This window comes from Kitasatospora sp. NPDC056731 (genome assembly GCF_040687675.1).
Lineage (GTDB): Bacteria > Actinomycetota > Actinomycetes > Streptomycetales > Streptomycetaceae > Kitasatospora.
In genome coordinates this window covers 40486-62678 of the sequence record NZ_JBFBNR010000025.1, presented here as the reverse complement: position 1 = coordinate 62678, position 22193 = coordinate 40486, and the positions used below count along the sequence as shown (strand labels likewise).

The following is a 22193-nucleotide window of genomic DNA, read 5'->3' as shown; positions in this document are numbered from 1 at the left end:
GGGCACGGGTGGGCACCGGTGGGCCCAGGTGGGCACGGGTGGGGGTGGGTGGGGGTGGGTGGAGCGGCGCCGGGGGGCTGGCTGGAGTCGCTTTAGGGGGGTTAATACCACCGACCGGGGCCACCACGTGCGGTTACTGTCGTCGGGACGGCTCCGGACGGGGGCGGTCATCAGGGGCTATCGCGCAACAAGCAGCGCAGGACACATGGGGGGACGAACATGGGCAGGTACCACCGTTTCGCGGGGGCTCTCGTGGTCGCCGGGCTCTCCGCCGGGGTGCTCAGCGCCTGCAACCCGATCGGGACCAACTTCACCGACGACGCCACCGTCACGGACAAGATCACCGGCATCCGGCTGGACACCGACGCCGGGGAGGTGACCGTGCGCGGCAAGGCCGGCGCCACCCAGGCCGCCGTCCACCGCAACATCACGTACCGGAGCGGCAAGCCGGGCGCGAGCACCCGGGTGGACGGCGGCGTGCTGGTGCTCGGCGGCTGCGGACGCAACTGCTCGGTGGACTACACCGTCGAGCTGCCGCCGGGGCTGCCGATCACCGGGGGGACGTCGGCGGGCGGGATCAAGCTCACCCAGGTCGGCGACGTCTCGGTGCACACCAGTTCCGGCGACATCACGCTCGACGACGTGGCCGGGCCGGTCGACGTGCGCACCGACAACGGCGAGATCAAGGGCACTTCGCTCAAGGGCGACCGGGTCAGCGCCAAGACCGACAACGGCGGGATCAAGCTCACCCCCGGCAAGGCCCAGAACATCACGGCGAAGACCTCCAACGGCGAGATCAACGTGACCGTGCCGACCGCCTCCTACCACGTCACCGCCTCGACCGACCTGGGCGAGAAGCACATCGGCGTCCAGAACGACCCGAACGGCCAGTACAAGCTGGACCTCGGGACGAACATCGGCGAGATCACCGTCAAGACGGGCTGACCGACCCGGTCGACAGGGCCGCCAACGGGGCGCCGTGACGGGCTAGTTCGAACCGGCGCGCGGTCGCCCGGCCCCGCCGGTGGGCCTGGCGGGGCCGGGGGCGGTCAGAGACCGACCTGGACCTCGGCGCGGTGCCGGATGTACTCGTCGGGGTGCGCCCTCGCGATGGCCACCGCGGCCTCCACCAGGGCGTGCAGCCGCGACGGGTAGGCACGCGGCACGAGGGGCAGCCCGGGGAGGATGCAGCGCCGCACGTCCAGGTCCTCGTTGGCGACGAACTCCCGCAGCGCGGCCTCGTACCAGGCGTCCCGCACGGTCGACCCCTCGTCGGCGGCGGCCGTGCTGCGGCCGTCCCCGACCGACAGGGACGTCCAGTACCAGGCCCGGGCGGCGCCGGCGCGCTCGGTGTCGGTACCGGTGTGCAGGTAGCCGAGCAGGGTCAGCCGGACCCGGCGCTGGCCGAAAGCGAGCAGGGCCGGCTCGACGAAGCGCCGGTTGAAGCTCGGGTTGGGGTCGTAGATCGCCGCTTCCAGCAGTGCCTCGAAGTACTCCTCGGGCAGGTCTGTACGCCCGGAAAGCGCCTTGTGGACCTCCCACCGGGCCGCGCTCGGGAAGTCCGCCCCGTGCGCGGCCTCAGCCCCGAGCAGGCGGAGCAAACGCGTCAACCGCAGGTCGAACTCCTGCGATCCGTCCGCCGTGCGCCCGGGCAACGGCTGGAGAATCCGCACCTCGCCTGCCGTGTCCTTCGTTTCCACGAACACCCTCCTCATCCTGAGTCATCGGCAGACTACTCGCTGATACACCAGTTCGGAGGTCGTTTTCGGGCAGGCTGGAATTCAGATCACCGACATATGGCCGGAGTTTGACGGTCGCTCAGCCCTGCTACCGGCGCAAACCAGGCGAGTTGGACGGACGGGCCGACGGGCAGGCCGACGGATGAGCCGACGGGCGGGCCTTCGCCGGTCAGGCCGGACGGCCCGGCGGGACCAGGCCGGACTGGTAGGCGATCGCGACGAGTTGGGCCCGGTCCCGGGCGTCCAGCTTGGCCATCGCGCGGTGGACGTGGGTGCGGACGGTGAACGGGCTGACGAACATCCGCTCGGCGATCTCCTCGTTGGTGAGCCCGGTGGCGGCCATCGACATCACCTCGCGCTCGCGCGCGGTGAGCACGGACAGCCGCTCGGAGGTGCCGCCGGCCGCCGGATCGGGCTGGGCGAGGAGCTGGTCGATGACGGCCCGGGTGGCGGCGGGCGAGAGCAGGGCGTCCCCGGCGGCGACGGTGCGGACGGCCGCGAGCAGTTCCGCCGGGTCCGCGCCCTTGCCGAGGAAGCCGCCGGCGCCGGCCCGCAGTGCCTGGGCCACGTACTCGTCGATCTCGAAGGTGGTGAGGATCAGCACCCGGGTGCCGGCCAGCTCCTCGTCGCCGCAGATGGCGGCCGTCGCACCGAGGCCGTCGGCGCCGGGCATGCGGATGTCCATCAGGACGATGTCGGGGCGGGTGGCGCGGGCGAGTTCGACGGCCTGGTGGCCGTCGGCGGCCTCGCCGACCACCTCCATGTCGTCCTCGGCGTCGATCAGCACCCGGAACGCACCGCGCAGCAGCGCCTGGTCGTCCGCGAGCAGTACCCGGATGGTCATGCGTGGTCCTTGTCTACTCGAACGGCACGGTCTACTCGAACGGCGCGGTCTTCCCGGCCGGCACGGTCCGCCCGTGCGGCGCTGTCACCGCGACCGGCACAGCCACCGCGACCGGCGCTGTCGTCCCGGGCGCCGGTGCGCAGCGGAAGTTCGGCGGTGACCAGGAAGCCGCCGTCGGGCCGGCTGTCGGCGGTGAGGCGGCCGCCGACCGCGCCGGCCCGTTCGCGCATGCCGATCAGTCCGAAGCCGCCCTCGCCGGGGGCCGGGTGGGGCAGCAGGGCCTGCCGGGGGCGTGCACTGGTCGGCGGGCGGCCGTTGGCGACGCTGACGGCGACCCGGCTGCCGCTGTAGGCGAGGGTGATCTCGGCGCCGGCGCCCTGGGCGTGCTTGGCGACGTTGGTCAGGGACTCCTGGACGATCCGGTAGGCGGTGAGGTCCACGCCGGGCGAGAGCGCGCGGGCTTCGCCCTCGACGGTGAGCCGCACCGGCAGGCCGGTGCGTTCGAAGGCGTTGATCAGCTCGGGGAGCCGGTCGAGGCCGGGGGCCGGTTCGAGCGGGGCGGGCTCCTCGGCGCGGCGCAGCAGGCCGACGGTGGCGCGCAGTTCCTGGAGCGCGGAGCCGGTGGCGTCGGTGATGTGGCTGAGCACCTCGCGGGCCTGGGTGGGGTGGCGGTCCATGAGGTAGACGGCGATGCCGGCCTGGGCGTTGGCGAGGGCGATGTGGTGGGCGACGACGTCGTGCAGGTCGCGGGCAATCCGGATCCGCTCGTCGGCGACCCGGCGGCGGGCCTCCTCCTCGCGGGTGCGTTCGGCGCGTTCGGCGCGTTCCTCGATGGCGGCGAGGTGGGCGCGGCGGTTGCGGATGGAGTCGCCGAGGGCGCCGGGCAGCAGGGCCCAGGCGAGGACGCCGAGCCGTTGGCCGATCGGGCCGCCGCCGTCGCCGATCAGCGAGGTGCCGGTGAGCAGGACGGCGGAGGCGATCGAGGCGCGCAGGGCGGTGGCGCGGTCGGTGCGGACGGCGAGGAAGTAGAGGGCGAGCAGCAGCGGGGTGGCCAGCCCGGGGGTGAGGCGGGGGGTGGTGAGGATGAGAGCCATCGTGCAGATCAGCGTGATGACGACCACGGTCCGCGGGTGCCGTCGGTGGGCGAACACGGTGACGGCGGAGAGCAGCGCGATGGTGGCGCTGAGCGGCCTGAAGGAGATGACGTGGCCGGTCTGGTCGACGGTGACGCCGAGGCCGGTCATCGCGATCAGCACGGCGCCGCCGAAGGCGTCGAACAGGCGGGGGTGGTCGCGGCGCAGCCGCTGCCAGGTGTCGCTCATCGTGGTGCTCTCCGGGTCGGGGGTGCCCTGGCGGCACCCTCGCCGGGTTCTGCCAGTTCGTGCCGAACCGCGCCCTGCCGGGCGGGGTGGGCCGGGTCGGGGGCCGCCGTGTGCGTGGCGGACCCCGACAGCAACGGTAACGGTAGGGATCGAACCATTGTCCGGGCCGGGGCCCGCCCCGTGGATCGGGACGGGCCCCGGCTGGTCCGCAGGGGGGTCGGTCCTAGACGCCGACGGACTCCCGGACCGGGGCCGGTTCGGGGGCGGCGGTCTGCAGCTTGCTGCCCTCGACGTCGATGTCCGGTATCAGCCGGTCCAGCCAGCGCGGCAGCCACCAGGCGCGGCGGCCGAGCAGGGCCAGGACGGCCGGGACGATGGCCATCCGGACCACGAAGGCGTCGAAGGCGACGGCCGCGGCGAGGCCCAGGCCCATCATCTTGATCATCGGTTCGCCCATGCCGATGAAGCCCGCGAAGACGGCGATCATGATGAACGCGGCGGCGGTGACCACCCGGGCGTTGTGCCGGAAGCCGGTGACGATGGCCTCGTCGGGCTGCTCGCCGTGGACGAAGCCCTCGCGGATCCGGGTGACCAGGAACACCTCGTAGTCCATGGCGAGGCCGAAGACCACGCCGACCATGAAGATCGGCATCATGCTCATCACCGGGCCGGTCTGTTCGACGCCGATCAGGTTGGCCAGCCAGCCCCACTGGAAGACCGCGACGACCGCGCCGAGCGCGGCGGCCACCGAGAGCAGGAAGCCGAGCGCCGCCTTCAGCGGGACGAGCACCGAGCGGAACACCACCAGCAGCAGGACGACGGCGAGGCCGACGACCACCGCGAGGTAGGGCACCAGCGCGTCGGTGAGCTTCTGCGAGACGTCGATGTTCATCGCCGTCGTGCCGCTGACCAGGACCGTCGCCCCGGTGGTCGTCTTGAGGCCGGCGGCGTGGCCGCGGATCGCCTGGACCAGGTCCTTGGTCTCCGCAGCGCTCGGACCGGTGGACGGGACGGCGCTCAGCAGGGCGGTGTCCCCCGCCTTGTTGAACATCGGCGGGGTGACGGAGACCACGCCGGGCAGCCCGGAGACCGTCTTGGCGACCTCGCTCGCGGCGGCCTTCGGATCGGGCGTGCCCTTGACGTCCACCATGACGGTCAGCGGCCCGTTGAAGCCGGGGCCGAAGCCCTCGGACAGCAGGTCGTAGGCGCGGCGCTGGGTGGTGGAGGTCGGCTTGGACTCGTCCCCGGGCAGGCCGAGCCGCAGGTCGAGCGCCGGGGCGGCGAGCACCCCGAGGCCGATCACGCCGCCGAGCAGCACCGCGAGCGGGCGCCGCAGCACGAACTTGGCCCAGCGGGAGCCGCCGTTCTCCTTCTTCGGCTGGACGGCGCCCTTGCGGGCCTTGCGGGGCAGCACCCGGCGGCCGATGAAGCCGAGCAGCGCGGGGACCAGGGTGAGCGCGACCAGGACGGCGATGACCACCGTGCCGGCCGCGGCCATGCCCATCTTGGCGAGCATCGGGATGCCGACCACCGAGAGCCCGGCCAGGGCGATCACCACGGTGAGTCCGGCGAACACCACGGCGGAGCCGGCGGTGCCGACGGCCCGGCCGGCCGCCTCCTGCGGGGTGTGGCCCTCGGCGAGCTCGGCCCGGAAGCGGGAGACGATGAACACGGCGTAGTCGATGCCGACCGCGAGGCCCAGCATCATCGCGAGCGTGCTGGTGGTGGAGGACAGGCCGAGCGTGCTGCCCAGCCCGGTGATCAGGGCCATGCCGAGGCCGACCCCGATCACGGCGGTGAGCAGCGGCAGGCCGGCGGCCACGAGTGAGCCGAAGGTGATCACCAGGACGACCGCGGACAGCGCCATGCCGATCATCTCGCTGCTGCCGCCGGCCTCGGGCTTGGCCATCAGCGCGTTGCCGCCGACCTCGACCTTGAGCCCGGCGTCCCGCCCGTGCTGGGCGGCCTGTTCGAGGGCGTCGGTGGCGCCCTTGGACAGCTCGCCCGCCTTGACGGAGTAGCTGACGGTCGCGTACGCGGTGGTGCCGTCCTTGGAGACGGTGTTGGCCTTGAACGGGCTGACCGCGCCGGTGACCTCGTCGGCGTGGGCGAGCTCGGCGACCGTCCGCTCCACCGCCTGCTGGTTGGGCTCGGCGGTGATCTTCTGCCCGGACGGGGCGACGAACACCAGGCGGGCCGAGGCGCCGTCGGCGTGGCCGCCGGGGAAGCGCTCGTTCATCAGGTCGAAGGCCTTCTGCGCCTCCGTACCGGGCATCGCGAAGCCGTCGTCGGGTGCGGCGGGCGCCTTGGCCGCCAGGACTCCGCAGACCGCCAGCACGGCGACCCAGAGCAGGGTCACCAGCCGGCGTCGGACGAAGGCCAAGCGGCCCAGGCGGTACAGGAACGTGGCCACGGAAGAGTGGACTCCTTCGGATCTCGGTCAGCGTGCGCACCGCGGCCGCCCCGGCGCCTTTCGGCGCGGACCGCCCGCAGCATGACCCATCCTTGATCGCCGACCCCTCCTCCGTCGTCGTCCCTGCGCAGGCCGTTTGCGTACTGCGGACGCAGTACGGCCCCTCCCCCGGACGGCGGAAGCGCATCAGCTGTGGCGGGAGCAGTCGGGCGCACTCCCGGCGGCGGCGACGGGGTGGCGACGGGGGCAGCGGCAGCGCGGCGACGGGGCCGGGCGCCGTCACCCGGGCGGGCGGCGACGACGGGCCGCGGCCCGGCGGGCGAAGTAGCGTGATGTGCCAGGCCCGACCCTTTTCCTGTGGTTCGGGCCCATCTGACCCGATCGGTGCTGACCCCAGCCCGCCGCCGGAGGTGCCCATGGGCGTTCCAGCCGCCCGCATCGTGTTCGACGAATCCGACCGCGCGGCCGTCGCCGAGGCGGTGATGGAGATGCTCACCACCGGCGCCCTCACCCTGGGCCCGTGGACCGAGCGCTTCGAGCAGGCCTTCGCCGCCGAGCACGGCGCCTCGCACGCCGTCGCGGTGAGCAGCGGCACCGCGGCGCTGGAGGTGATCCTGCGCACGGTCGACGTCCGGGGCCGCGACGTCGTCGTGCCGGCCGTCACCTTCTACGCGACCGCCGGCGCCGTCCTGCACGCCGGCGGGCGCCCGGTGATCGCCGACGTCGACCCCGCCACCCTGGCGCTCTCCCCCGAGACGCTGGAGGCGGCCCTCACCCCGGATACCGCAGCCGTCGTACTCGTCCACATCGGCGGACTGATCACCCCGCGGGTCGAGGAGCTGCGCGCGCTCTGCGACCGGCACGGCGTCCCGCTGGTCGAGGACGCCGCACACGCCCACGGCAGCAGCCTCGACGGGCGCAGCGCCGGGACGTTCGGCCTGGCCGGGGCCTTCTCGTTCTACCCGACCAAGGTCACCACCAGCGGCGAGGGCGGCCTGGTCCTCACCGAGTCGCCCGAGCTGCGCGACGAGGCCCGCACCTACCGCGACCAGGGCAAGGGCTCCTTCACCACCAACCACCACGTCCGGCTCGGCCACGCCTGGCGGATGAGCGAGCTCAGCGCGGCCGTCGGCGCCGTGCACCTGCGCCGGCTCAAGGAGTTCATCGAGACCCGCCGGGCCGTCGCCCGCCGCTACGACGAGGCGCTGGCCGGGCTCGACGGCCTGGAGCCGGTGCTCGAACCGCCCGGCTGCCGCGGCAACTACTACAAGTACGTGGCGCTGCTGCCGCCCGGGGTGGAGCGCGCCGCGTTCAAGCGGGCGGTCGCCGAGGAGTACGGGGTGCGGCTGTCCGGCGAGGTGTACGACCTGCCGCTGCACCTGCAGCCCGTCCTCGCCCCCTACCGGCGCGGGCCGCTGCCGGTCGCCGAGGACGTCTGCGCGCGGCAGGTGTGCCTGCCGGTGCACTCCGACATGACCGAGGACGAGACGGAGCAGGTCATCGAGGCCGTCTCGGCGGTGCACCGGAGACTCGCCGGATAGCCAGGGCGGGGTCGACCCGACCAGGCGGGCGCGCCGAGGCGCTCGACACGGAGTTCGAGAAGGCGCTCGACACGGAGCCCGACAAGGAGAGAGATCGTGCGGATAGCCGTCACCGGGGGATGTGGATTCATCGGGTCACACGTCGTGGACCACCTGCTCGCGGCCGGCCACGACGTCCTCGCGGTGGACACCACCGACAAGTATCTCAACCCCGACGCCGAACACGCCCGGCTCGACATCCTCGACCTCGCGGCCCTCACCTCCGCGCTGGCCGGCAGTGAAGTGGTGTACCACCTCGCCGCGATGGCCGACGTCGAACAGGTCTCCGCCGACCCGGTGCGGGCCGTGCGGACCAACATCGACGGCACCGAGGCCGTCCTGGAGGCCGCCCGGCGCAGCGGGCTGAGCCGCACCGTGCTGGCGAGCACCGTCTGGGTCTACGGCGCCGCTCTCACCGACGATCAACTCGACGGCGGGGAGCAGGAGTTGGACGAGCACGTGCCGATCGAGCTGGAACACAGCGGCCACCTCTACGTGGCCACCAAGCTCGCCGCCGAGATGCTGGTGCACAGCTACCGCGAGCTGTACGGGCAGCACTTCACCATCCTGCGCTACGGCATCCCGTACGGGCCCCGGATGCGCGACGAACTGGTCGTCGCCCGGTTCGTCCAGGCCGCGCTCACCGGGCGGCCGATCACCATCGCCGGCGACGGGCGGCAGAGCCGCAACTTCGTCTACGTCGAGGACCTCGCCGACGCCCACGTCCGGGCCCTGTCCCCCGCCGCCGAGGACCAGACCTTCGCCCTGGAGGGCTCCACCGCCGTCTCGGTGCGCGACATCGCCGACACCGTCGACGACCTGCTGGGGCCGGTCTCGATCGAGCACATCGACGGCCGCAAGGCCGACTACACCGGGCGGCGGATCTCCTGCGCCCAGGCCAAGCGCCTGCTCGGCTGGTCTCCGCACACCAACTTCGCGGACGGCGTGCGGAGTTACGCCGACTGGTACCGGGCCGCCGCAGCCGCCTCCGCCGCCTCCTGAGCGGGCCGCCCGATGCCGCACGCCCTGCTCGTCTCCGGCTCCCTCGGCCAGGGCCACGACGTGATGGCCCAGGCCTGCGCCGACACCCTGCGGGCCCGCGGCTGGACCACCCACACCGTCGACGCGATGGCCCTGCTCGGGGAGCGCTCCGGCGCCGCCGGGGAGGCCGTGTTCCGGCGGCTGCTCGACCTGCCCGGCGTGTACGACGCCTTCCACTTCTCGGCGTTGCGGCCCGGCGCCCGGCTCGCGCTGCTCGCCGACGCGGCCGCCCGCAGCCGGCTCGTCCCGGCCCTGCGCCACCTGGTCGCGGCGCAGCGGCCGCAGCTGGTGGTCTCCGTGTTCGCCACCGCCACCTCGGCCGTCAACCGGCTGCCGCAACGGGACTTCCGGCACTTCGTGTTCTGCACCGACGTGACACCGCACCGGCTCTGGGTGCAGGAGGGCACCGACCTCTTCCTGGTCACCTCCGAGGTCGCCGCCTGCGCCGTCCGCCGCTACCGGCCGGACGCCGCCGTCACCGTCCTGCCCGCTCCGCTGCGGGAACCGTTCTACCGGCCGCCCGACCGGGCCGAGGCGCGTACCGAACTGGGCGTCCCGGCGGGCGGGCGGTGCGTGCTGCTGATGTCCGGCGCCTGGGGGCTCGGACCGCTCGCCCGCACCGCCGCCTCGCTCGCCGCCGCCGGTCCGCACGTGCTCGCCGTCGCCGGGCGCAACCGGGAACTGGAACGGCGGCTGCGGGCCGCCGCCCGCCGGGAGCCACGCCTGCACCCCTTCGGCTACACCGACCGGATCCCCGCCCTGATGGCCGCCGCCGACCTCGTCGTCACCAGCTCCGGCGACACCTGCAGCGAGGCCCGCGCCCTCGGACGGCGACTGCTGCTGCTCGACGTCGTCCAGGGCCACGGTCGCGACAACCTCCAGCACGAGCTGGAACTCGGCCACGCCGACGTCGCCTCCGCCCACCCCGCCGAGGTGGTCCGCAACGCCCTCGCCGCCCTCGCCCGCCCCGGGCCCGCCCCCTCCCCCGGCGCCGCCCCGGAGCACTGGCGCACCGGGTTCACCGCGGCCCTGGCACAGGTGGGGCTGGCGTAGCCGAGCGCCGGGGCGAGCAACGCGGGAGTCCCGGCCGGGGTGGAGCCGTGCACCCGGGCGGGGGCCGGGGCCGGAGTTCGCTACCTGGCGCATACCTGTTCCATACGAGTCCTTTACACTCTCCGAAGCCTCCGGACGGCCCCGGACGGCGGCCGCGCCCGCCGGCAGCGGCGGCCGTCCAGCCCAGGCCGGAGCACTCACCCCGGGGTGCCGCTCTCCCCGGGGACACACTCCTGCTCGAAGGAACCCCCTCGTGACCCCCGACCCGCACCGGCCGCCCGGGCCCCAGGCCGTACCGCCCCGCACCACGGCCAACCGGCTCGTCCGAGCCGCCGCCCTGCTGTTCGTACCGCCGCTCGCCGCGATCTGGCTGTGGCGCTCCCGCCGCCTGCACGTCGCCGCCAAGGTGGCGCTGACCTTCTGCTGCCTGATCGGCTCGCTCTTCTGGTTGGGCGTCATCACGGGGCCGAAGCCGGAGAAGGCGCAGCCGGTCGCGGCCCCGGAGACGACCGCCGCTCCGGCTCCGGCCGCTACGGCTACGGCTACGACGGCCGACGCCGGGTCCCCGACGCCGACCCCGAGCGCGACTCCGACCCCGAGCGCGACTCCAACTCCCACTCCGAGCGCGACTCCGACTCCGAGCGCCGTGTCGGGTGTCATGCCCGACGTCGCCCAGCACACCTCCGGGGAGGCGCGTGCCCTGCTGGTGGCGGCCGGTGTCGCAGCCGACCGGATCCAGGAGCACAGCCGCTACCTGGACCTCGCGCTGCCCGCCGACCACGACGCCTGGGTGGTGTGCGCGAACGTGCTCCAGCCCGGGAGCAAGCTGTACCCGGGGGCCTCTCCCGCGCTCCAACTGGTGAAGCCGGGGGCTTCCTGCCCGGCGGACCGGTACGCGGCGCTCTACGCGGACGAACGCAACGACCCGTCCAGCCCGAACCACCAGGGCAACGCCGGCGGCAGTTCCACTGGCGGGTCGTCGGGCGGAACGTCAGGCGGAACGTCAGGCGGGGGCTCGGACACGAACTCGGACGGGGCGTCGGGTGGCGGTTCCCAGGGCGGTGCCGGCGGCAGCGCCTACTACAAGAACTGCGACGCGGTGAAGGCCGCCGGCAAGGCCCCCCTGCACCGGGGCGACCCCGGGTACCGGTCCGGCCTGGACCGCGACAACGACGGCGTCGCCTGCGAACGTTAGAAGACGCCGAGCAACGCCACACGGCGAAGCCCCGCCTCGGTCGAGGCGGGGCTTCGCCGTCCGCCCGGCGCTCGGCGGCGGGCGCGATGCCGTCAGCCGCGGGCGGCCCCCGGGACGGCGTGGTCCCGGAGCGGGCCGAGGGTGAGGGAGTGGGCGCGGCAGTGGGCGGCGATCAGCGGAAGGGCGGCGAGGGTGGCCCGCCAGGAGTCGGGGGCGGAGGTGCAGTCGGAGTCGTGCAGGAGGAGGGTCGCGCCGCCGGTGAGGCCGGGGCGGGCGGTCGCGTAGACGGAGGCCCCGGTTGCCTCCGCCGTCCAGTCCCGGCCCCAGGCCGTCCACAGCACCGGGCGCAGGCCCAGCCGCCGGGCGGCCAGGGCCGGGCCCGCCGTCAGCACCCCGTACGGCGGGCGGTACCAGTGCGGGCGGACCCCGCACAGCGCGGTCACCGCCTCGGTCGCGCGGCGCAGTTCGCGCAGGTCACGGGCCGGGGCCGGGTACCACTGCGACCGGTGGTGCCAGCCGTGGACGGCCACCTCGTGGCCGCGCAGCACCAGCTCCCGGCCGAGGGCGGGGGCGCGCTCCAGCATCGAACCCAGCAGGAAGAAGGTGGCCCGGACACCGCCCAGGGCGTCCAGCGCATCCAGGATCTCCGGGGTGCTGCGCGGGTCGGGGCCGTCGTCGAAGGTCAGGGCGACGTGGTGCGGGTCGGCGCCGAGGCCGGCGGTTCGACGGGCCAGCGTGCGGCGCAGTGCCGGGAGGCGCACCGCCGCCGGGGCCAGGTGCGCGAACTCCGCCGCGGCCGCCGTCGCGGTCGCCGCCGCGAGCACCCGGGTGGCGGTGTTCACCGGGCTCACCCGAAGCGGGAGGCCATGCGCCGGAACACGCCCGGCGCCACGCCGTGGATCCGGGCCGGGAAGCCGAGCCAGTGCGGCACGAAGAGCCGGTCGCGCCCGGTGGTGATGGTCGCGACCACGGTGTCGGCGACCCGCTCCGCCGGGACGGGCCGTGGCCGCTCCCGCTGGTAGGGCGTGCCGCGCCGTTCGAAGAACGGGGTGTCCACCGGGCCCGGCAGCACCAGGCGCACCCCCACCCCGGTGCCGCGCAGCTCGTACCAGAGGCTCTCCGCGAACATCGCCAGTCCGCCCTTGGTCGCCGCGTACCCCGACTCGTCGCGCACGCCGACCTGGCCGGCCATCGAGCCGAGCAGCACGATCCGGCCCCGGCGGCGCTCCAGCATGCCCGGCAGGAGCAGGCGGACCAGCCGCAGCGGGGCGGCGAAGTTGACCTCGATCATCCGGTCCAGGACGTCCGAGGGGGTGTCCGCGAACGGTCCGCGCCACCCCAGGCCCGCACTGGCGACCAGCGCGTCCACCCGGCCGGCCTCCGCGAGGGCCGCCTCCGCGAGCCGGCTCGGGCCGTCCGGTTTGCTCAGGTCCTCGGGCAGGACGCGGCCACCGGTCCGGGCGGCGACCTCGTCCAGGCGGGCGCCGTCCGTACCGGACAGCAGGGTCCGCCAGCCGGCGTCGGCCAGGCGGACGGCCGTGGCCAGGCCGATGCCGGAGGAGGCGCCGGTGACGAGCACGACCGGAGGGTCGGCGGGCCCCGGCCGTCGGGGGCCCGGCTGGGCTTCGTCCGCCATCGCGCACCTGCCGCTCCGTGGGCGTTCAACCGTCCGATTTGTCCGGCAAGTCACCTTCGCACGGCGGCGCCGCCCGGGCTACCGGGGCGGGACGGCCGGCTCGGACTCCGCCTCCGGGCCCGGGCCCGGGCCGGGTTCAGGGTCCCGGTCCGCCGCGCCCGGCCGCGCACCGGCCACCTCCGCGGACTGCCCCTCCAACTCCCCGAACCTGGACAGCAGGAAGGTGCCGCCCACCGCCACCGCGAAGCCCGCCAGCGCGCACCACTCGAACCCCGGACGCGCCGCGTCGCCCAGCGCCGCCACGCCCACCAGCGCCGGACCGAAGGTCTCGGCGACCGTCCCGGCGGCGGTCGCGGCCGTGACCGTGCCGCGCTGCAGGGCCAGCGCGTACGCCAGGTAGCCGCCGAGGCCGCCCACCACGAGCGCGTACGCCGCCGGGTCGGTGAGGACGGTGACCAGGCTCGACGCGTCCATCACCCGCACCGCCAGGCTCGTCACCCCGAACCCCACCCCCGCCAGCAGCCCCAGCCCGGCCGCCGCCACGGTGCCGGCCCGGCGCACCAGGACGAGGGTCAGCAGCAGCATCACGGCCGTCGTCGCGAGCAGCGCCCAGTGGAACAGCGGCGGGGCGTGCTCCCGGCCCTCCCGGCCCGACCCCGACGCCAGCAGCGTCAGGCCGACCACCACGGCGACGATTCCCACCGCGTCCCCCCGGCGCAGCCGCGCCCCGAGCAGCCGGACGGCGGCGAGCGCGGTCACGGCCAGGCTCGCATTGGTGACGGCCTGCACGAGGAACAGGGGTAGGCTGCGCAGCGCCACGATGCTCAGCGCGAAACCGACGATGTCCAGCACGGTGCCGAGCAGGAACTCCCACGAGCGCGCCAGCGCGGCCAGCAGCCCTGCCCGCACCCGGTCCGCCTGCGGCGCCGACCGCGCCCCACGCGCCTGGAACACCGCCCCGAACCCGAAGCACACGGTCGCGACCAAGGCGGTGGTGAGTCCCAGCAGCATGCCTCTCCCAGCCTCACGGGCAGCATCGATCCACCACCAGTCTGTCCCCGGGGCGGCGAGGCCGCACGGGTGGGGCGGGTGGGGGCGGCGCGGCCGACGGGGTCAGGGTTTGAGGGCCACGGCCGCGTAGGCGGCGGCTTCGGGGGCGGTGGCCGGCGGGTCGGTGGGGGTGGGACGCCAGTGGGGGGTGGGGACGATGCCGGGGGCGATGAGGTTCCAGCCGTCGAAGAAGCGGGTGAACTCGGGGAGCGTGCGGGCCTGGGCGGCGGTGCCGGCGGATTCGTAGATCCGGACCAGGCCGGCGATCTCGGCCGGGGCGAAGTCGGGGGTGACGTGGGTCATCACCAGGGCGCTGCCGGGGGCGAGGGCCGCTTTGAGGTGCTCGACGAGCTCGTGGGCGCCGTGGGTGTCGGGGACGAAGTGCAGGAGGGCGTTGAGGGAGAGCGCGACGGGCCGGGTGAGGTCGATGGTGTCGCGCAGGCCGGGTGAGGCGAGGAGCCGGGCGGGGTCGGTGACGTCGGCCTCGACGTAGGCGGTGCGGCCTTCGGGGGTGCCGGTGAGCAGGGCCTGGGCGTGTGAGAGCACGATCGGGTCGTTGTCGGCGTAGACGACCCGGGCGCACGGTTCCACGCTCTGGGCGACCTCGTGGAGGTTGGGCGGGGTGGGGATGCCGGTGCCGATGTCGAGGAACTGGTCGATGCCGGCCCGGGCGAGGGCACGGGTGGAACGGTGGACGAAGGACCGGTTGGCACGGGCGGCGACGCGCAGCCAGGGTCCGAGGGCGAGGGCGTGCCCGGCGGCCTCGCGGTCGGCGGCGAAGTTGGTGAAGCCGCCGAGGTAGTAGTCGTACATCCGGGCCGAGTGCGGCATGTTGAGCCGCAGGTCGACTCCGTCGTAGAGGCTCATCGCGTTCCCCTTGGCGTCGCGGACACCTGTCGATTGGTGCCCACCGTATCCGGAGGTCAAGCGCGGTCCGCCGCATTCCCTCCGGTCAGCTGATCCGATGGGATGACAATCAGTATTCGGGATGCGGCCTGGAGTGACGAGCCGGATGGACTGAGGATGGGCGCAGACAGCCCGACCCTCGAGTGGACCGCCGAGCTGCCGGCGGCCACGGAAAGCAGGCTCGATGACGATCGACAGGGGCGCCCCCGTGCGCGGGTACCGGGGAGGGCCCACGCTGGAGCGCGCCGACGGCCCGGAGTCGGACCGGGAGGCCGGTGGCGACCTCGGCCTGCGGCTGGACCTCACCTACGCGTCGTTCTGCGAGACCCATGAACCCGCCTGGCACGCCCTCGCGTTGACCAGGATAGGCGGCCAGGCGGACGCCGCGCTGGTGGTCGAGGCCGTGAAGGCGGACCTGGCCCGCTGCTGGCCGCAGGTGCTGCGGTTCGAGGAGCCGGCCGCGTACGCCTGGCGGTTGGCGAACCGGCACGTCTCGGACTGGATGTCCGCCGAGGAACCGGTGGCGGTGGAGGCCGTCACCTTCGCCGCGGTGATCGGCGCGTTCAAACAGGTCGCGAACGGGCTGCTGCACAGCGAGGCGGACGAGGTGCGGCTGTACGCGGCGATCCTCGAACTCCCGGACCGGCAGCGGGATGTGATCATCCTGCGGTACCTGCTGGGCCTGCACGTCAAGGTGATCGCGGCCTACCTGGGGCGGCCGGTGGCGACGGTGCACTCCAACCTCCGGCACGCGCGGGAGCGGCTGGCGCGCCGGCTCGGGGTGGGCGAACTGCCGGACAGCTCGGGCGAACCGGCCGACCGCGCGGGTGAACTTCCGGACCGCGCGGGTCAGCTGTGACGCCCGGGCCGGAAGCCGACCCGCCCGACGGGGCGGGTACGAGCGACGGGGCGGGTCCGAGCGGTGAGGCGGTTGCCAGCGGTGGGGGGCGTGCGGTGGTTCACGTGCCCCGGCCGGAACGCGCGCACGCCGAGCGCATCGCAGCACTGCGCCAGGCCCGGCTCACGGCCGCGCCGACACACCTGCCGTCGGAGTTCGAGCAGGCCGCCTTCGAACTGGGCCTGGTGGTGGCCTTGGTGCTGGGCGCGCCGGACGCCTCCCGGGGGCTCGACCTCCTGGTGAACGCCCGCCGGATCCAGCCCGAGGGGGCGGAGGTGTTCGCCGCGCTGCTGTACGCGACCGGGCGGGAGGAGGGCGCCGAGTTCTGGTGGCGCTTCGCCGCCGGATCGGGCTGCGGCACGGCGGCGTACTGCCTGCACCTGCACCATCTGAAGCTCGGCGAGAACGACGACGCCGACTACTGGCGGGCCTGGTCGGACCAGCTGGCGGCGGCCGGACGCCCCTCCGGGCCGATGCCGTTGCGGATGACCAGGCCGCTGCTGCCGGACGACGTGCGGCGCGACATCCTGTCCCGGGTCCACCACGGGCTGGCGCCGCAACTGCCGCCGCGGCTGGTCGCGGTGATCGACCGGCTGCCGGTGCAGGGCGACGAGGACGAGGAGGAGGTGCCGAGCCCGTGGGGGCTCACCTCGGGGGCGACCTCGGTGTGTTCGTGGGACGTCCGGTGGGACGGCGAGGACCCGTTGGAGTGAGCCGACCGCGTCTGCCCGTCCTCCCCCCGTTCAGGTGAGCGCCGCCTGCCGGGCGGCGATGTCAGGGTCGCGGCCGCCGCCGGAGGTGACGGCCTCCGCCCCGGGGCCGGTGTGCCGGACGACGTAGTGGTGCGGCGCCATCGCCGTGTCGCGGCCGGGCAGGGCGGCGACCACCGCGTGGTGGGCGACGGCCGGGGTGAGTGCGTGGTCCGCGCTGGTCAGCCTGGCGGTCAGCCTTCCCTCGTCCAGCGCCAGTTCGATGTCCGCCCGCGCGCCGAGGGCGGCCTCCAGCAGGGCGCGGACGGCGGCCAGGTCGATCCAGGAGCCGTCGACCAGGTGCCACTCCCCGCTCCGGCCGGGGGTCGGCACGCCGCCGACGCCGGGCAGGGCGTCGAGCGGCACGGGCCCGCGGGCGGCGGCGGCGAGGACGGCGAGCAGCGCCCGCGCGAACCGGTCGGTCTCGTCCGGGTCCAGCACCTGCGGGCAGCTGATCAGGGCGAAGTCGAGGCTGCCGCTGATCCGCAGGATGGTGAACATCAGCCGGACCGGCAGCGGCGGGGCGGGCACCCGGGTCAGTTCGGGGTCGGCGGCCGCGGCGGGTTGGGCGTCGGCGACGGCCGCGGGGATGGTCAGGCTCAGGTCGTTGACCACGACATGCCGGGGGAAGCGGCTGCCGCGCAGGTGGGCGCAGTCCTCGATGAGCCGCCAGACCTGTTCGGCGTCCAGGGTGCTGTGCCAGTAGGCGCTCAGCGAGGCCGCCTTGGCCCGGCCGATCAGCTGGTCGAGGTCGGCCGCCCCGGTGTCGAGCCGGATCAGGGCGTCCTGCGCCAGGGTGCCGACGTGGTCGACCAGGGCGGCGCGCTGGCGGTTCGCGGAGAGCGCCGAGAGCGCCAGCTCGGTACGGCCGGACCGGTGCGTGACGAGCGCGGCGAAGGCGGCGAGCAGGACGACGGACGGGCTCGCACCGGTGCGGCGGCAGACGGCGGCGAGGTCCTCGGCGGCGGTGCGGGAGCGGACCAGGACGGCCGAGTGGTCGCGCGGGGGGCCGGTGATCCGCGCGTCGGCGAACACCACCTGCGGGCCGGTGGCGAGGCTACGGGCCCAGTACCGCAGGGCGGCGGCCGACTTGCGGCGGCCCTGCGCGCTCCGTTCCGCGTCCGCGATCCGCAGCGGGGTCGGGGCGGTGACCGGCGGGAGGTCCTTGCCGGCGGCGAGGTCCAGCCAGTCCTGGATCAGCAGCACGGTGGCGGCGCCGTCGGCGCCCGCGTGGCAGACCACCGCGACCAGCCGCAGCAGTCGCTCCCCGTCGGCGACGAGGGTGACGCGCAGCCGCGGGGCGGCGGCCAGGTCGAACGGAACGGCGACGTCAGCTCGGCCCAACTCTGCTGCGAACGCGTCCAGTTGGGTGCCGTCGCGATCGCCCGCCTCGATCACGGTGACGGTGAACCGGCCTTCCGGGTGCACCACTTGGCGCTCCGGGAAGCCGTCCGCGCCGGGGCCGGCGGGGAAGGAGGTGCGCAGCGACTCGTGCCGTTCGACGAGCCGGCGCAGGGCGGCCAGCCCGGCCGACACCGAGGTGCCGTCCGGGACGGGCCAGAGCGAATCCTTGTTGATCTGCTCGGGGGCGTCGCGCCCGATGCACCGGATCATGTTGTCCTGGCCAAGCGTGAGCGGCCCCGAATCGACAGCCGAATCGACAGCCGAACCGTCGGCCGGGGCCGCGTACCGGACCTCGATCCGCCTACTGCTCTGTGTCTCGCCGTACGGGGTCACGTCGTACGCGCCTTTCGGCTCGCCGGGAAGGGTTCAGCGGGGGTGCGATCGGGACGCTACCAGCGACCTCGCACGCTGGTCCAGACCAATCGTCCGCCAAACCGATAGTTCGCCAATTCCTGTGCAAGACAAGCGAGTTGGCATGAACCGAACCATGGCTACGGAAGGGTCAACGTGCTCAGCACGCCGAGCCGGCGGTCCAGGTCGGCGACCAGGACGGGGCGCCCCTGCGCCCGCCAGGCGGGCAGCTGCTCGGCGAGCTCCGCCCAGGCCCCGGTGAACGGCTGGGCGGCCGCACCGTCGGCACCGGCCAGCCCGGGGCCGAGCACGAGCGCCGGGTCGGGCCCCAGCTCGGCAGCCCGATCCCGCACCACCGTGTCCGACAGCCCGGCACCGGGCATCTGATGGATCGTCATGTCAGGCCCGGGGGCCTCCTCGCAGACCAGCACCACCACGCCGTGCCGCTCCGGAAGCGACACCGGCGCGGCCGGCTCGTGGTGCAGCGCGGTCTGCTCGGCGAGCACCACGACCGCCCGGCGGCAGGATCCGGTGCGGTGGTAGTCGACCGCGAGGCGCAGCGCGGTGAAGGCCGCGGCGACGCCCTGGTCGCAGACCGCGAAGGCGAGCGGCGTGCCCGGACAGGACCGGCTGAGCGCCAGCGAGGACGGCGCGCCCGGTCGGACGTCCGGGGTGTCGAAGGCCAGGATCAGCAGGTCGACGGGCTCGTCCTCGGCGAGCGCCTCGCGCAGCAGGTCGGCTGCCAGCTCCTCGTAGGAGTGGCCGACGCCCTCGCGCAGCAGGTCCTCGCGCAGCGGCAGGCCGTAGGGGCGGACGAGGTCGGAGACGAACACCCGCAGGTCCGGATGGAGCGAGGCCTCCGAGCGGCCGTCGAAGCGCCGCGCGAGCGCCCGGGTGATCCGCAGGCCGTGGTCGGCCACCTGGTCAGTCCTCGGGGATGACGTGTCCGGCGACGTAGTCGGCCAGCTTGGTGACCGAGCGCAGGTCGTCCTCGGTGATCTGCTCGACGTCCACCTGGATGTCGAGCGACTCCTCCAGCTCCAGGATGAGCTCGATGGTGCCGGCCGAGGTGAGGCCGAGGTCGTCGAAGAGGCAGGCGTTCTCGGGGATCTCGGGCAGTTCGCGCTTGAGGACGCGGGGCAGCAGTTCGCCGATGCCGGTGCGGATCCGCTCGCGCAGCTCGGGGTCAGTGGTCTGGACCACAGGTTCTGACATGGGTGTCCCGTCCCGTCGTACGTGGGAGAGTGGTCTGGCATGGGAAGGATGGACGAAGCCGACGCTTCGTCAGCAGCGGACCGCCATCGCGGAGAAAGTGGCTCCGACACCGGCGGCGGCGATCAGGTAGTGGTCGCCGCGGCGCAGCAGCCCCCGCGTGGTGGCGGTGTGAAGATTGATGAGGCTGTCCGCAGCGAAACTGTGCCCCACCGACAGCACGTTGTCCAGCACCACCTTGTCGAGCGGATAGCCGATCCGGCGCGCTATCATCCGCCACGACGCCTGGTTGACGTTGTGCGGAAGCACCGCGGCCAGGTCGGAGAGGTCCAGACCTGCCTCGTCCAGGGCGGCCTCGATCGCCTCCACCATCACGTTGGGGTACTCGCGCTGGTAGCGGCCCAGGAGGTCCGCGTCCTCGGCCAGCCGGCCGTCGAACTCCGGGCGCTGGCGCACCGCGAAGGAGAGCACCCGGTGGCGCTCGCCGTCGGCGCTCACCAGACAGGCGGCCGCGCCCTCGGCGAAGATACCCGTCTCGGGCACCACCTGGGCGTCCTTGGTGAAGGTCTTCTCGCCCGCCAGGATGAGCGCCAGCGCCCGCGGGTCGGGCTCGGCGGCGAGCAGCCGGCCGGCCAGGTCGATGGCCAGCAGGCCCACCGCGCACGCGTGGTGGGTCACCGTGAAGGCGTTGGCGTGCGCGAGGCCGCGCGGGGCGAGCAGGTCGTGCAGTGGGTTGAGCGGGTAGGGCACCGCCACCGGCATGCTGCGCGCGTGGATCACGAAGCGGACGTCCCGTTCGCGTCCGCGCAGCTCAGGCAGGTTGTCGAGGGCGGAGTCAAGCAGGTCGGGCAGCGTCCCGGACGGGTCCAGACGGAGCTGGTCCAGTCCGTGGAAGCGGCGGAAGAGTCGAAGTTGACGTGGGGTCAGGCCGATCCGCTCACCAACCGCCTCGATGGGCACGGCGTGCGGGGGGAGGTGAACGGCCACTGCCTCCAGTGCTGTCACGCGGGCTAGTATTCCGACGCCCGCCGGGTCGCACAAGTGATCTCGGGCCCCTTCACCGTCGTGTTCGTCTCCGAGGCCGCCGAATCCGCCTCCGGGGCGGGCGCGTTCACCCCCGTGCCGTCGAGCAGGTGGGAGACCCCCTTCGATGTCCGATGCCATTTCTCACACGTCGTCCGACCGTGAACCGCACCACCCCGCCGCGCCGTTGTACCCCGAGCTGGTCGCCCTGCTGGTCGAGGCCGCCGGGGCGCCCCCCGGCTGGGCCGACCGGCTGACCCCGGAGGCCCGGCTGGACGGCGACCTGCTGCTCGACGAGGGCGAGCTGGCCGCGCTCGCCGGGCGCCTGCGCGAACGCTTCGGCCCGGCCGCCGACCTGGCCCGGCTGCGCGCCGGGCTGGACCTGGCCGCCCTGGAAGCGCTGACCGTCGCCGACCTGCAGAAACTGATCCCCGAGGAGGGTGCACGATGACCCGGTTCCTGCTGGTGATGCCCCCGTTGACCGGGCACGTCAATCCCGCGGCGGGCATCGCCGCCGAGTTGACCGCGCGCGGACACGACGTCGCCTGGACCGGCACCGAGTCGGTGCTGCGCCCGCTGCTCGGCCCCCAGGCCCAGGTGCTCGGCACCGGCACCCGGGCGTTCCGGGCGCAGGGCGGGCACGGGCTCGCCGCGCTGCGTTCGCTCTGGGAGGGCTTCATCGTCCCGTACGCGCGGTTCACCGCGAAGCCGCTGGACGCGATCGTGCGGGAGTTCCGGCCGGACGTCCTGCTCGTCGACCAGCACACCCCGGCAGGCGCGCTGGCCGCCCACCGGCACGGCCTGCCGTGGGCGAGCTTCGCGCCCGGGGCGATGGAACTGGGCCGCCCGTACCGGGCATTGCCGCAGGTGGAGGCCTGGATGACCGGCCTGCTGCGCGGGTTGTGGGAGCGCGCCCGACTGCCCGCGCAGGAGTACGTGGACCCGCGCTTCTCCCCCGCCCTGGTGCTGGCGACCACCGGCCCCGCGCTGACCGGTGACGACGCGCCGCCCCCGCACCACGCGCTGGTCGGGCCGGTCCAGTCCGCCCGCCCGGCCGACCCGGACTTCCCGTGGGAGCGGCTGCTGCCCGGGCGCCGGCGGGTGCTGGTCACCATGGGCACGCTGGCCGGCGAGCTGGGCGCGGACTTCCACGCACGGGCCGCCCGGGCGTTGGAGCTGTGCGGCGACGACGTGCAGCCGGTGTTCGCCGCCCCGCGCGAGCTGCTGCCCGAACTGCCGCCGCAGGCCGTCGCGGTGGACCGGGCGCCGGTGCTGGAGCTGATGGCGCGCGGCGCGCTGGACGCGGTGCTGTGCCACGGCGGGATGAACACCGTCGGCGAGGCCCTGACGCACGGCCTGCCGCTGGTCACCGCACCGATCCGGCACGACCAGCCGTTCGTCGCGGCGCAGGTGGCGGCGGCCGGGGCGGGGCTGCGGGTGCCGTTCGCCCGGGTGACGCCGGAGCGGCTGGCGCAGGCCCTGCGGGCCGTCCTGGACACGGCCGACTACCGGCGCGGCGCGGTCCGGGTCGGCGAGGCGCTGCGCGCGGGCGGCGGGGCGGCCGCGGCCGCAGACCGGCTGGAGGGCCTGGGGCGTGTTTCATAATTCGCGTCGGATCAGCGCGCGGCTCCCCCAGCCTGGCGGGAATTATGAAACACGCCCTGTCGGCCCGAGCCGGGCGGGACTTCCGGCAGCCGCTACCGGGGGCCCTGTAGCAGACCGGAAGATCAACGTCCATTGGTCTAGGCCATTGTCTCCGGGCCGGGGTTCGTCCTAG

21 protein-coding genes are annotated in these 22193 nt (G+C 74.3%); 9 read left to right on the top strand and 12 right to left on the bottom strand.

What is annotated here, in order from left to right; all coding sequences use genetic code 11:
- Nucleotides 1–219: 219 nt before the first annotated feature.
- Nucleotides 220–945 carry a DUF4097 family beta strand repeat-containing protein gene (locus AB0R04_RS24650; RefSeq protein ID WP_363374726.1) on the top strand — a complete coding sequence of 242 codons (726 nt, stop codon included), beginning with the start codon at nucleotides 220–222 and terminating at the stop codon, nucleotides 943–945.
- Nucleotides 946–1049: 104 nt separating this feature from the next.
- Here the strand turns inward: AB0R04_RS24650 and AB0R04_RS24645 are convergent, their stop codons facing one another.
- The 4 genes from AB0R04_RS24645 to AB0R04_RS24630 all read right to left on the bottom strand — a co-directional run bounded on the left by AB0R04_RS24645 (nucleotide 1050) and on the right by AB0R04_RS24630 (nucleotide 6318).
- Nucleotides 1050–1700, bottom strand: a complete 651-nt coding sequence (locus tag AB0R04_RS24645; RefSeq protein WP_363374723.1) for a hypothetical protein — start codon at nucleotides 1698–1700, stop codon at nucleotides 1050–1052.
- A 208-nt stretch (nucleotides 1701–1908) separates the two neighbouring features.
- Complete coding sequence (locus AB0R04_RS24640; RefSeq protein ID WP_363374720.1) at nucleotides 1909–2583, bottom strand: response regulator transcription factor; 675 nt, start codon at nucleotides 2581–2583, stop codon at nucleotides 1909–1911.
- Nucleotides 2580–3905, bottom strand: coding sequence for a histidine kinase (locus tag AB0R04_RS24635; protein WP_363374717.1), 1326 nt, complete (start codon nucleotides 3903–3905; stop codon nucleotides 2580–2582). Before AB0R04_RS24635 ends, AB0R04_RS24640 begins: the two co-directional genes overlap by 4 nt.
- Nucleotides 3906–4128: 223 nt before the next feature.
- Nucleotides 4129–6318: an MMPL family transporter gene (locus tag AB0R04_RS24630; protein ID WP_363374715.1), complete on the bottom strand. Its 2190-nt coding sequence runs from the start codon at nucleotides 6316–6318 to the stop codon at nucleotides 4129–4131.
- A gap of 416 nt (nucleotides 6319–6734) precedes the next feature.
- Here AB0R04_RS24630 and AB0R04_RS24625 point away from each other — a divergent pair, with 416 nt between their 5' ends.
- From AB0R04_RS24625 to AB0R04_RS24610, 4 genes are all read left to right on the top strand, one after another.
- Nucleotides 6735–7859, top strand: coding sequence for a DegT/DnrJ/EryC1/StrS family aminotransferase (locus AB0R04_RS24625; protein WP_363374712.1), 1125 nt, complete (start codon nucleotides 6735–6737; stop codon nucleotides 7857–7859).
- 96 nt (nucleotides 7860–7955) lie between these two features.
- A complete protein-coding gene (locus AB0R04_RS24620; protein ID WP_063350681.1) occupies nucleotides 7956–8900 on the top strand; it encodes an NAD-dependent epimerase/dehydratase family protein in 945 nt (314 codons plus the stop codon).
- Nucleotides 8901–8912: 12 nt separating this feature from the next.
- Complete coding sequence (locus tag AB0R04_RS24615) at nucleotides 8913–9992, top strand: hypothetical protein (RefSeq protein ID WP_363374710.1); 1080 nt, start codon at nucleotides 8913–8915, stop codon at nucleotides 9990–9992.
- A 253-nt stretch (nucleotides 9993–10245) separates the two neighbouring features.
- Nucleotides 10246–11187 (top strand): excalibur calcium-binding domain-containing protein, encoded by a 942-nt coding sequence (locus AB0R04_RS24610; protein WP_363374707.1) that lies wholly within the window; start codon nucleotides 10246–10248, stop codon nucleotides 11185–11187.
- A gap of 92 nt (nucleotides 11188–11279) precedes the next feature.
- Here AB0R04_RS24610 and AB0R04_RS24605 read toward each other — a convergent pair whose 3' ends face one another.
- The 4 genes from AB0R04_RS24605 to AB0R04_RS24590 all read right to left on the bottom strand — a co-directional run bounded on the left by AB0R04_RS24605 (nucleotide 11280) and on the right by AB0R04_RS24590 (nucleotide 14740).
- On the bottom strand, nucleotides 11280–12029 hold the full coding sequence (locus tag AB0R04_RS24605) for a polysaccharide deacetylase family protein (protein WP_363374704.1): 750 nt from the start codon (nucleotides 12027–12029) through the stop codon (nucleotides 11280–11282).
- Nucleotides 12030–12034: 5 nt separating this feature from the next.
- Complete coding sequence (locus tag AB0R04_RS24600) at nucleotides 12035–12823, bottom strand: SDR family NAD(P)-dependent oxidoreductase (protein WP_363374702.1); 789 nt, start codon at nucleotides 12821–12823, stop codon at nucleotides 12035–12037.
- A 78-nt stretch (nucleotides 12824–12901) separates the two neighbouring features.
- Nucleotides 12902–13834, bottom strand: coding sequence for a hypothetical protein (locus tag AB0R04_RS24595; protein ID WP_363374700.1), 933 nt, complete (start codon nucleotides 13832–13834; stop codon nucleotides 12902–12904).
- A 102-nt stretch (nucleotides 13835–13936) separates the two neighbouring features.
- The gene (locus AB0R04_RS24590) at nucleotides 13937–14740 is read right to left on the bottom strand and encodes an SAM-dependent methyltransferase (protein WP_363374698.1); all 804 of its coding nucleotides are present in this window, start codon (nucleotides 14738–14740) and stop codon (nucleotides 13937–13939) included.
- A gap of 223 nt (nucleotides 14741–14963) precedes the next feature.
- Here AB0R04_RS24590 and AB0R04_RS24585 point away from each other — a divergent pair, with 223 nt between their 5' ends.
- Both AB0R04_RS24585 and AB0R04_RS24580 read left to right on the top strand, forming a co-directional pair.
- On the top strand, nucleotides 14964–15638 hold the full coding sequence (locus AB0R04_RS24585) for a sigma-70 family RNA polymerase sigma factor (RefSeq protein ID WP_063350675.1): 675 nt from the start codon (nucleotides 14964–14966) through the stop codon (nucleotides 15636–15638).
- 104 nt (nucleotides 15639–15742) lie between these two features.
- Nucleotides 15743–16390, top strand: coding sequence for a hypothetical protein (locus AB0R04_RS24580; RefSeq protein ID WP_363374696.1), 648 nt, complete (start codon nucleotides 15743–15745; stop codon nucleotides 16388–16390).
- A gap of 30 nt (nucleotides 16391–16420) precedes the next feature.
- Here AB0R04_RS24580 and AB0R04_RS24575 read toward each other — a convergent pair whose 3' ends face one another.
- The 4 genes from AB0R04_RS24575 to AB0R04_RS24560 all read right to left on the bottom strand — a co-directional run bounded on the left by AB0R04_RS24575 (nucleotide 16421) and on the right by AB0R04_RS24560 (nucleotide 20398).
- Nucleotides 16421–18040 carry a condensation domain-containing protein gene (locus AB0R04_RS24575; RefSeq protein ID WP_363374695.1) on the bottom strand — a complete coding sequence of 540 codons (1620 nt, stop codon included), beginning with the start codon at nucleotides 18038–18040 and terminating at the stop codon, nucleotides 16421–16423.
- 281 nt (nucleotides 18041–18321) lie between these two features.
- Complete coding sequence (locus tag AB0R04_RS24570) at nucleotides 18322–19101, bottom strand: hypothetical protein (protein ID WP_363374692.1); 780 nt, start codon at nucleotides 19099–19101, stop codon at nucleotides 18322–18324.
- A 4-nt stretch (nucleotides 19102–19105) separates the two neighbouring features.
- On the bottom strand, nucleotides 19106–19396 hold the full coding sequence (locus tag AB0R04_RS24565; RefSeq protein ID WP_079136143.1) for a phosphopantetheine-binding protein: 291 nt from the start codon (nucleotides 19394–19396) through the stop codon (nucleotides 19106–19108).
- 69 nt (nucleotides 19397–19465) lie between these two features.
- Nucleotides 19466–20398, bottom strand: coding sequence for a 3-oxoacyl-[acyl-carrier-protein] synthase III C-terminal domain-containing protein (locus AB0R04_RS24560; protein ID WP_063350671.1), 933 nt, complete (start codon nucleotides 20396–20398; stop codon nucleotides 19466–19468).
- A 145-nt stretch (nucleotides 20399–20543) separates the two neighbouring features.
- Between AB0R04_RS24560 and AB0R04_RS24555 the strand changes: the two genes are divergently transcribed.
- The gene (locus AB0R04_RS24555; RefSeq protein ID WP_363374688.1) at nucleotides 20544–20867 is read left to right on the top strand and encodes a hypothetical protein; all 324 of its coding nucleotides are present in this window, start codon (nucleotides 20544–20546) and stop codon (nucleotides 20865–20867) included.
- On the top strand, nucleotides 20864–22021 hold the full coding sequence (locus AB0R04_RS24550) for a glycosyltransferase (protein WP_363374685.1): 1158 nt from the start codon (nucleotides 20864–20866) through the stop codon (nucleotides 22019–22021). Before AB0R04_RS24555 ends, AB0R04_RS24550 begins: the two co-directional genes overlap by 4 nt.
- Nucleotides 22022–22193: the final 172 nt, after the last annotated feature.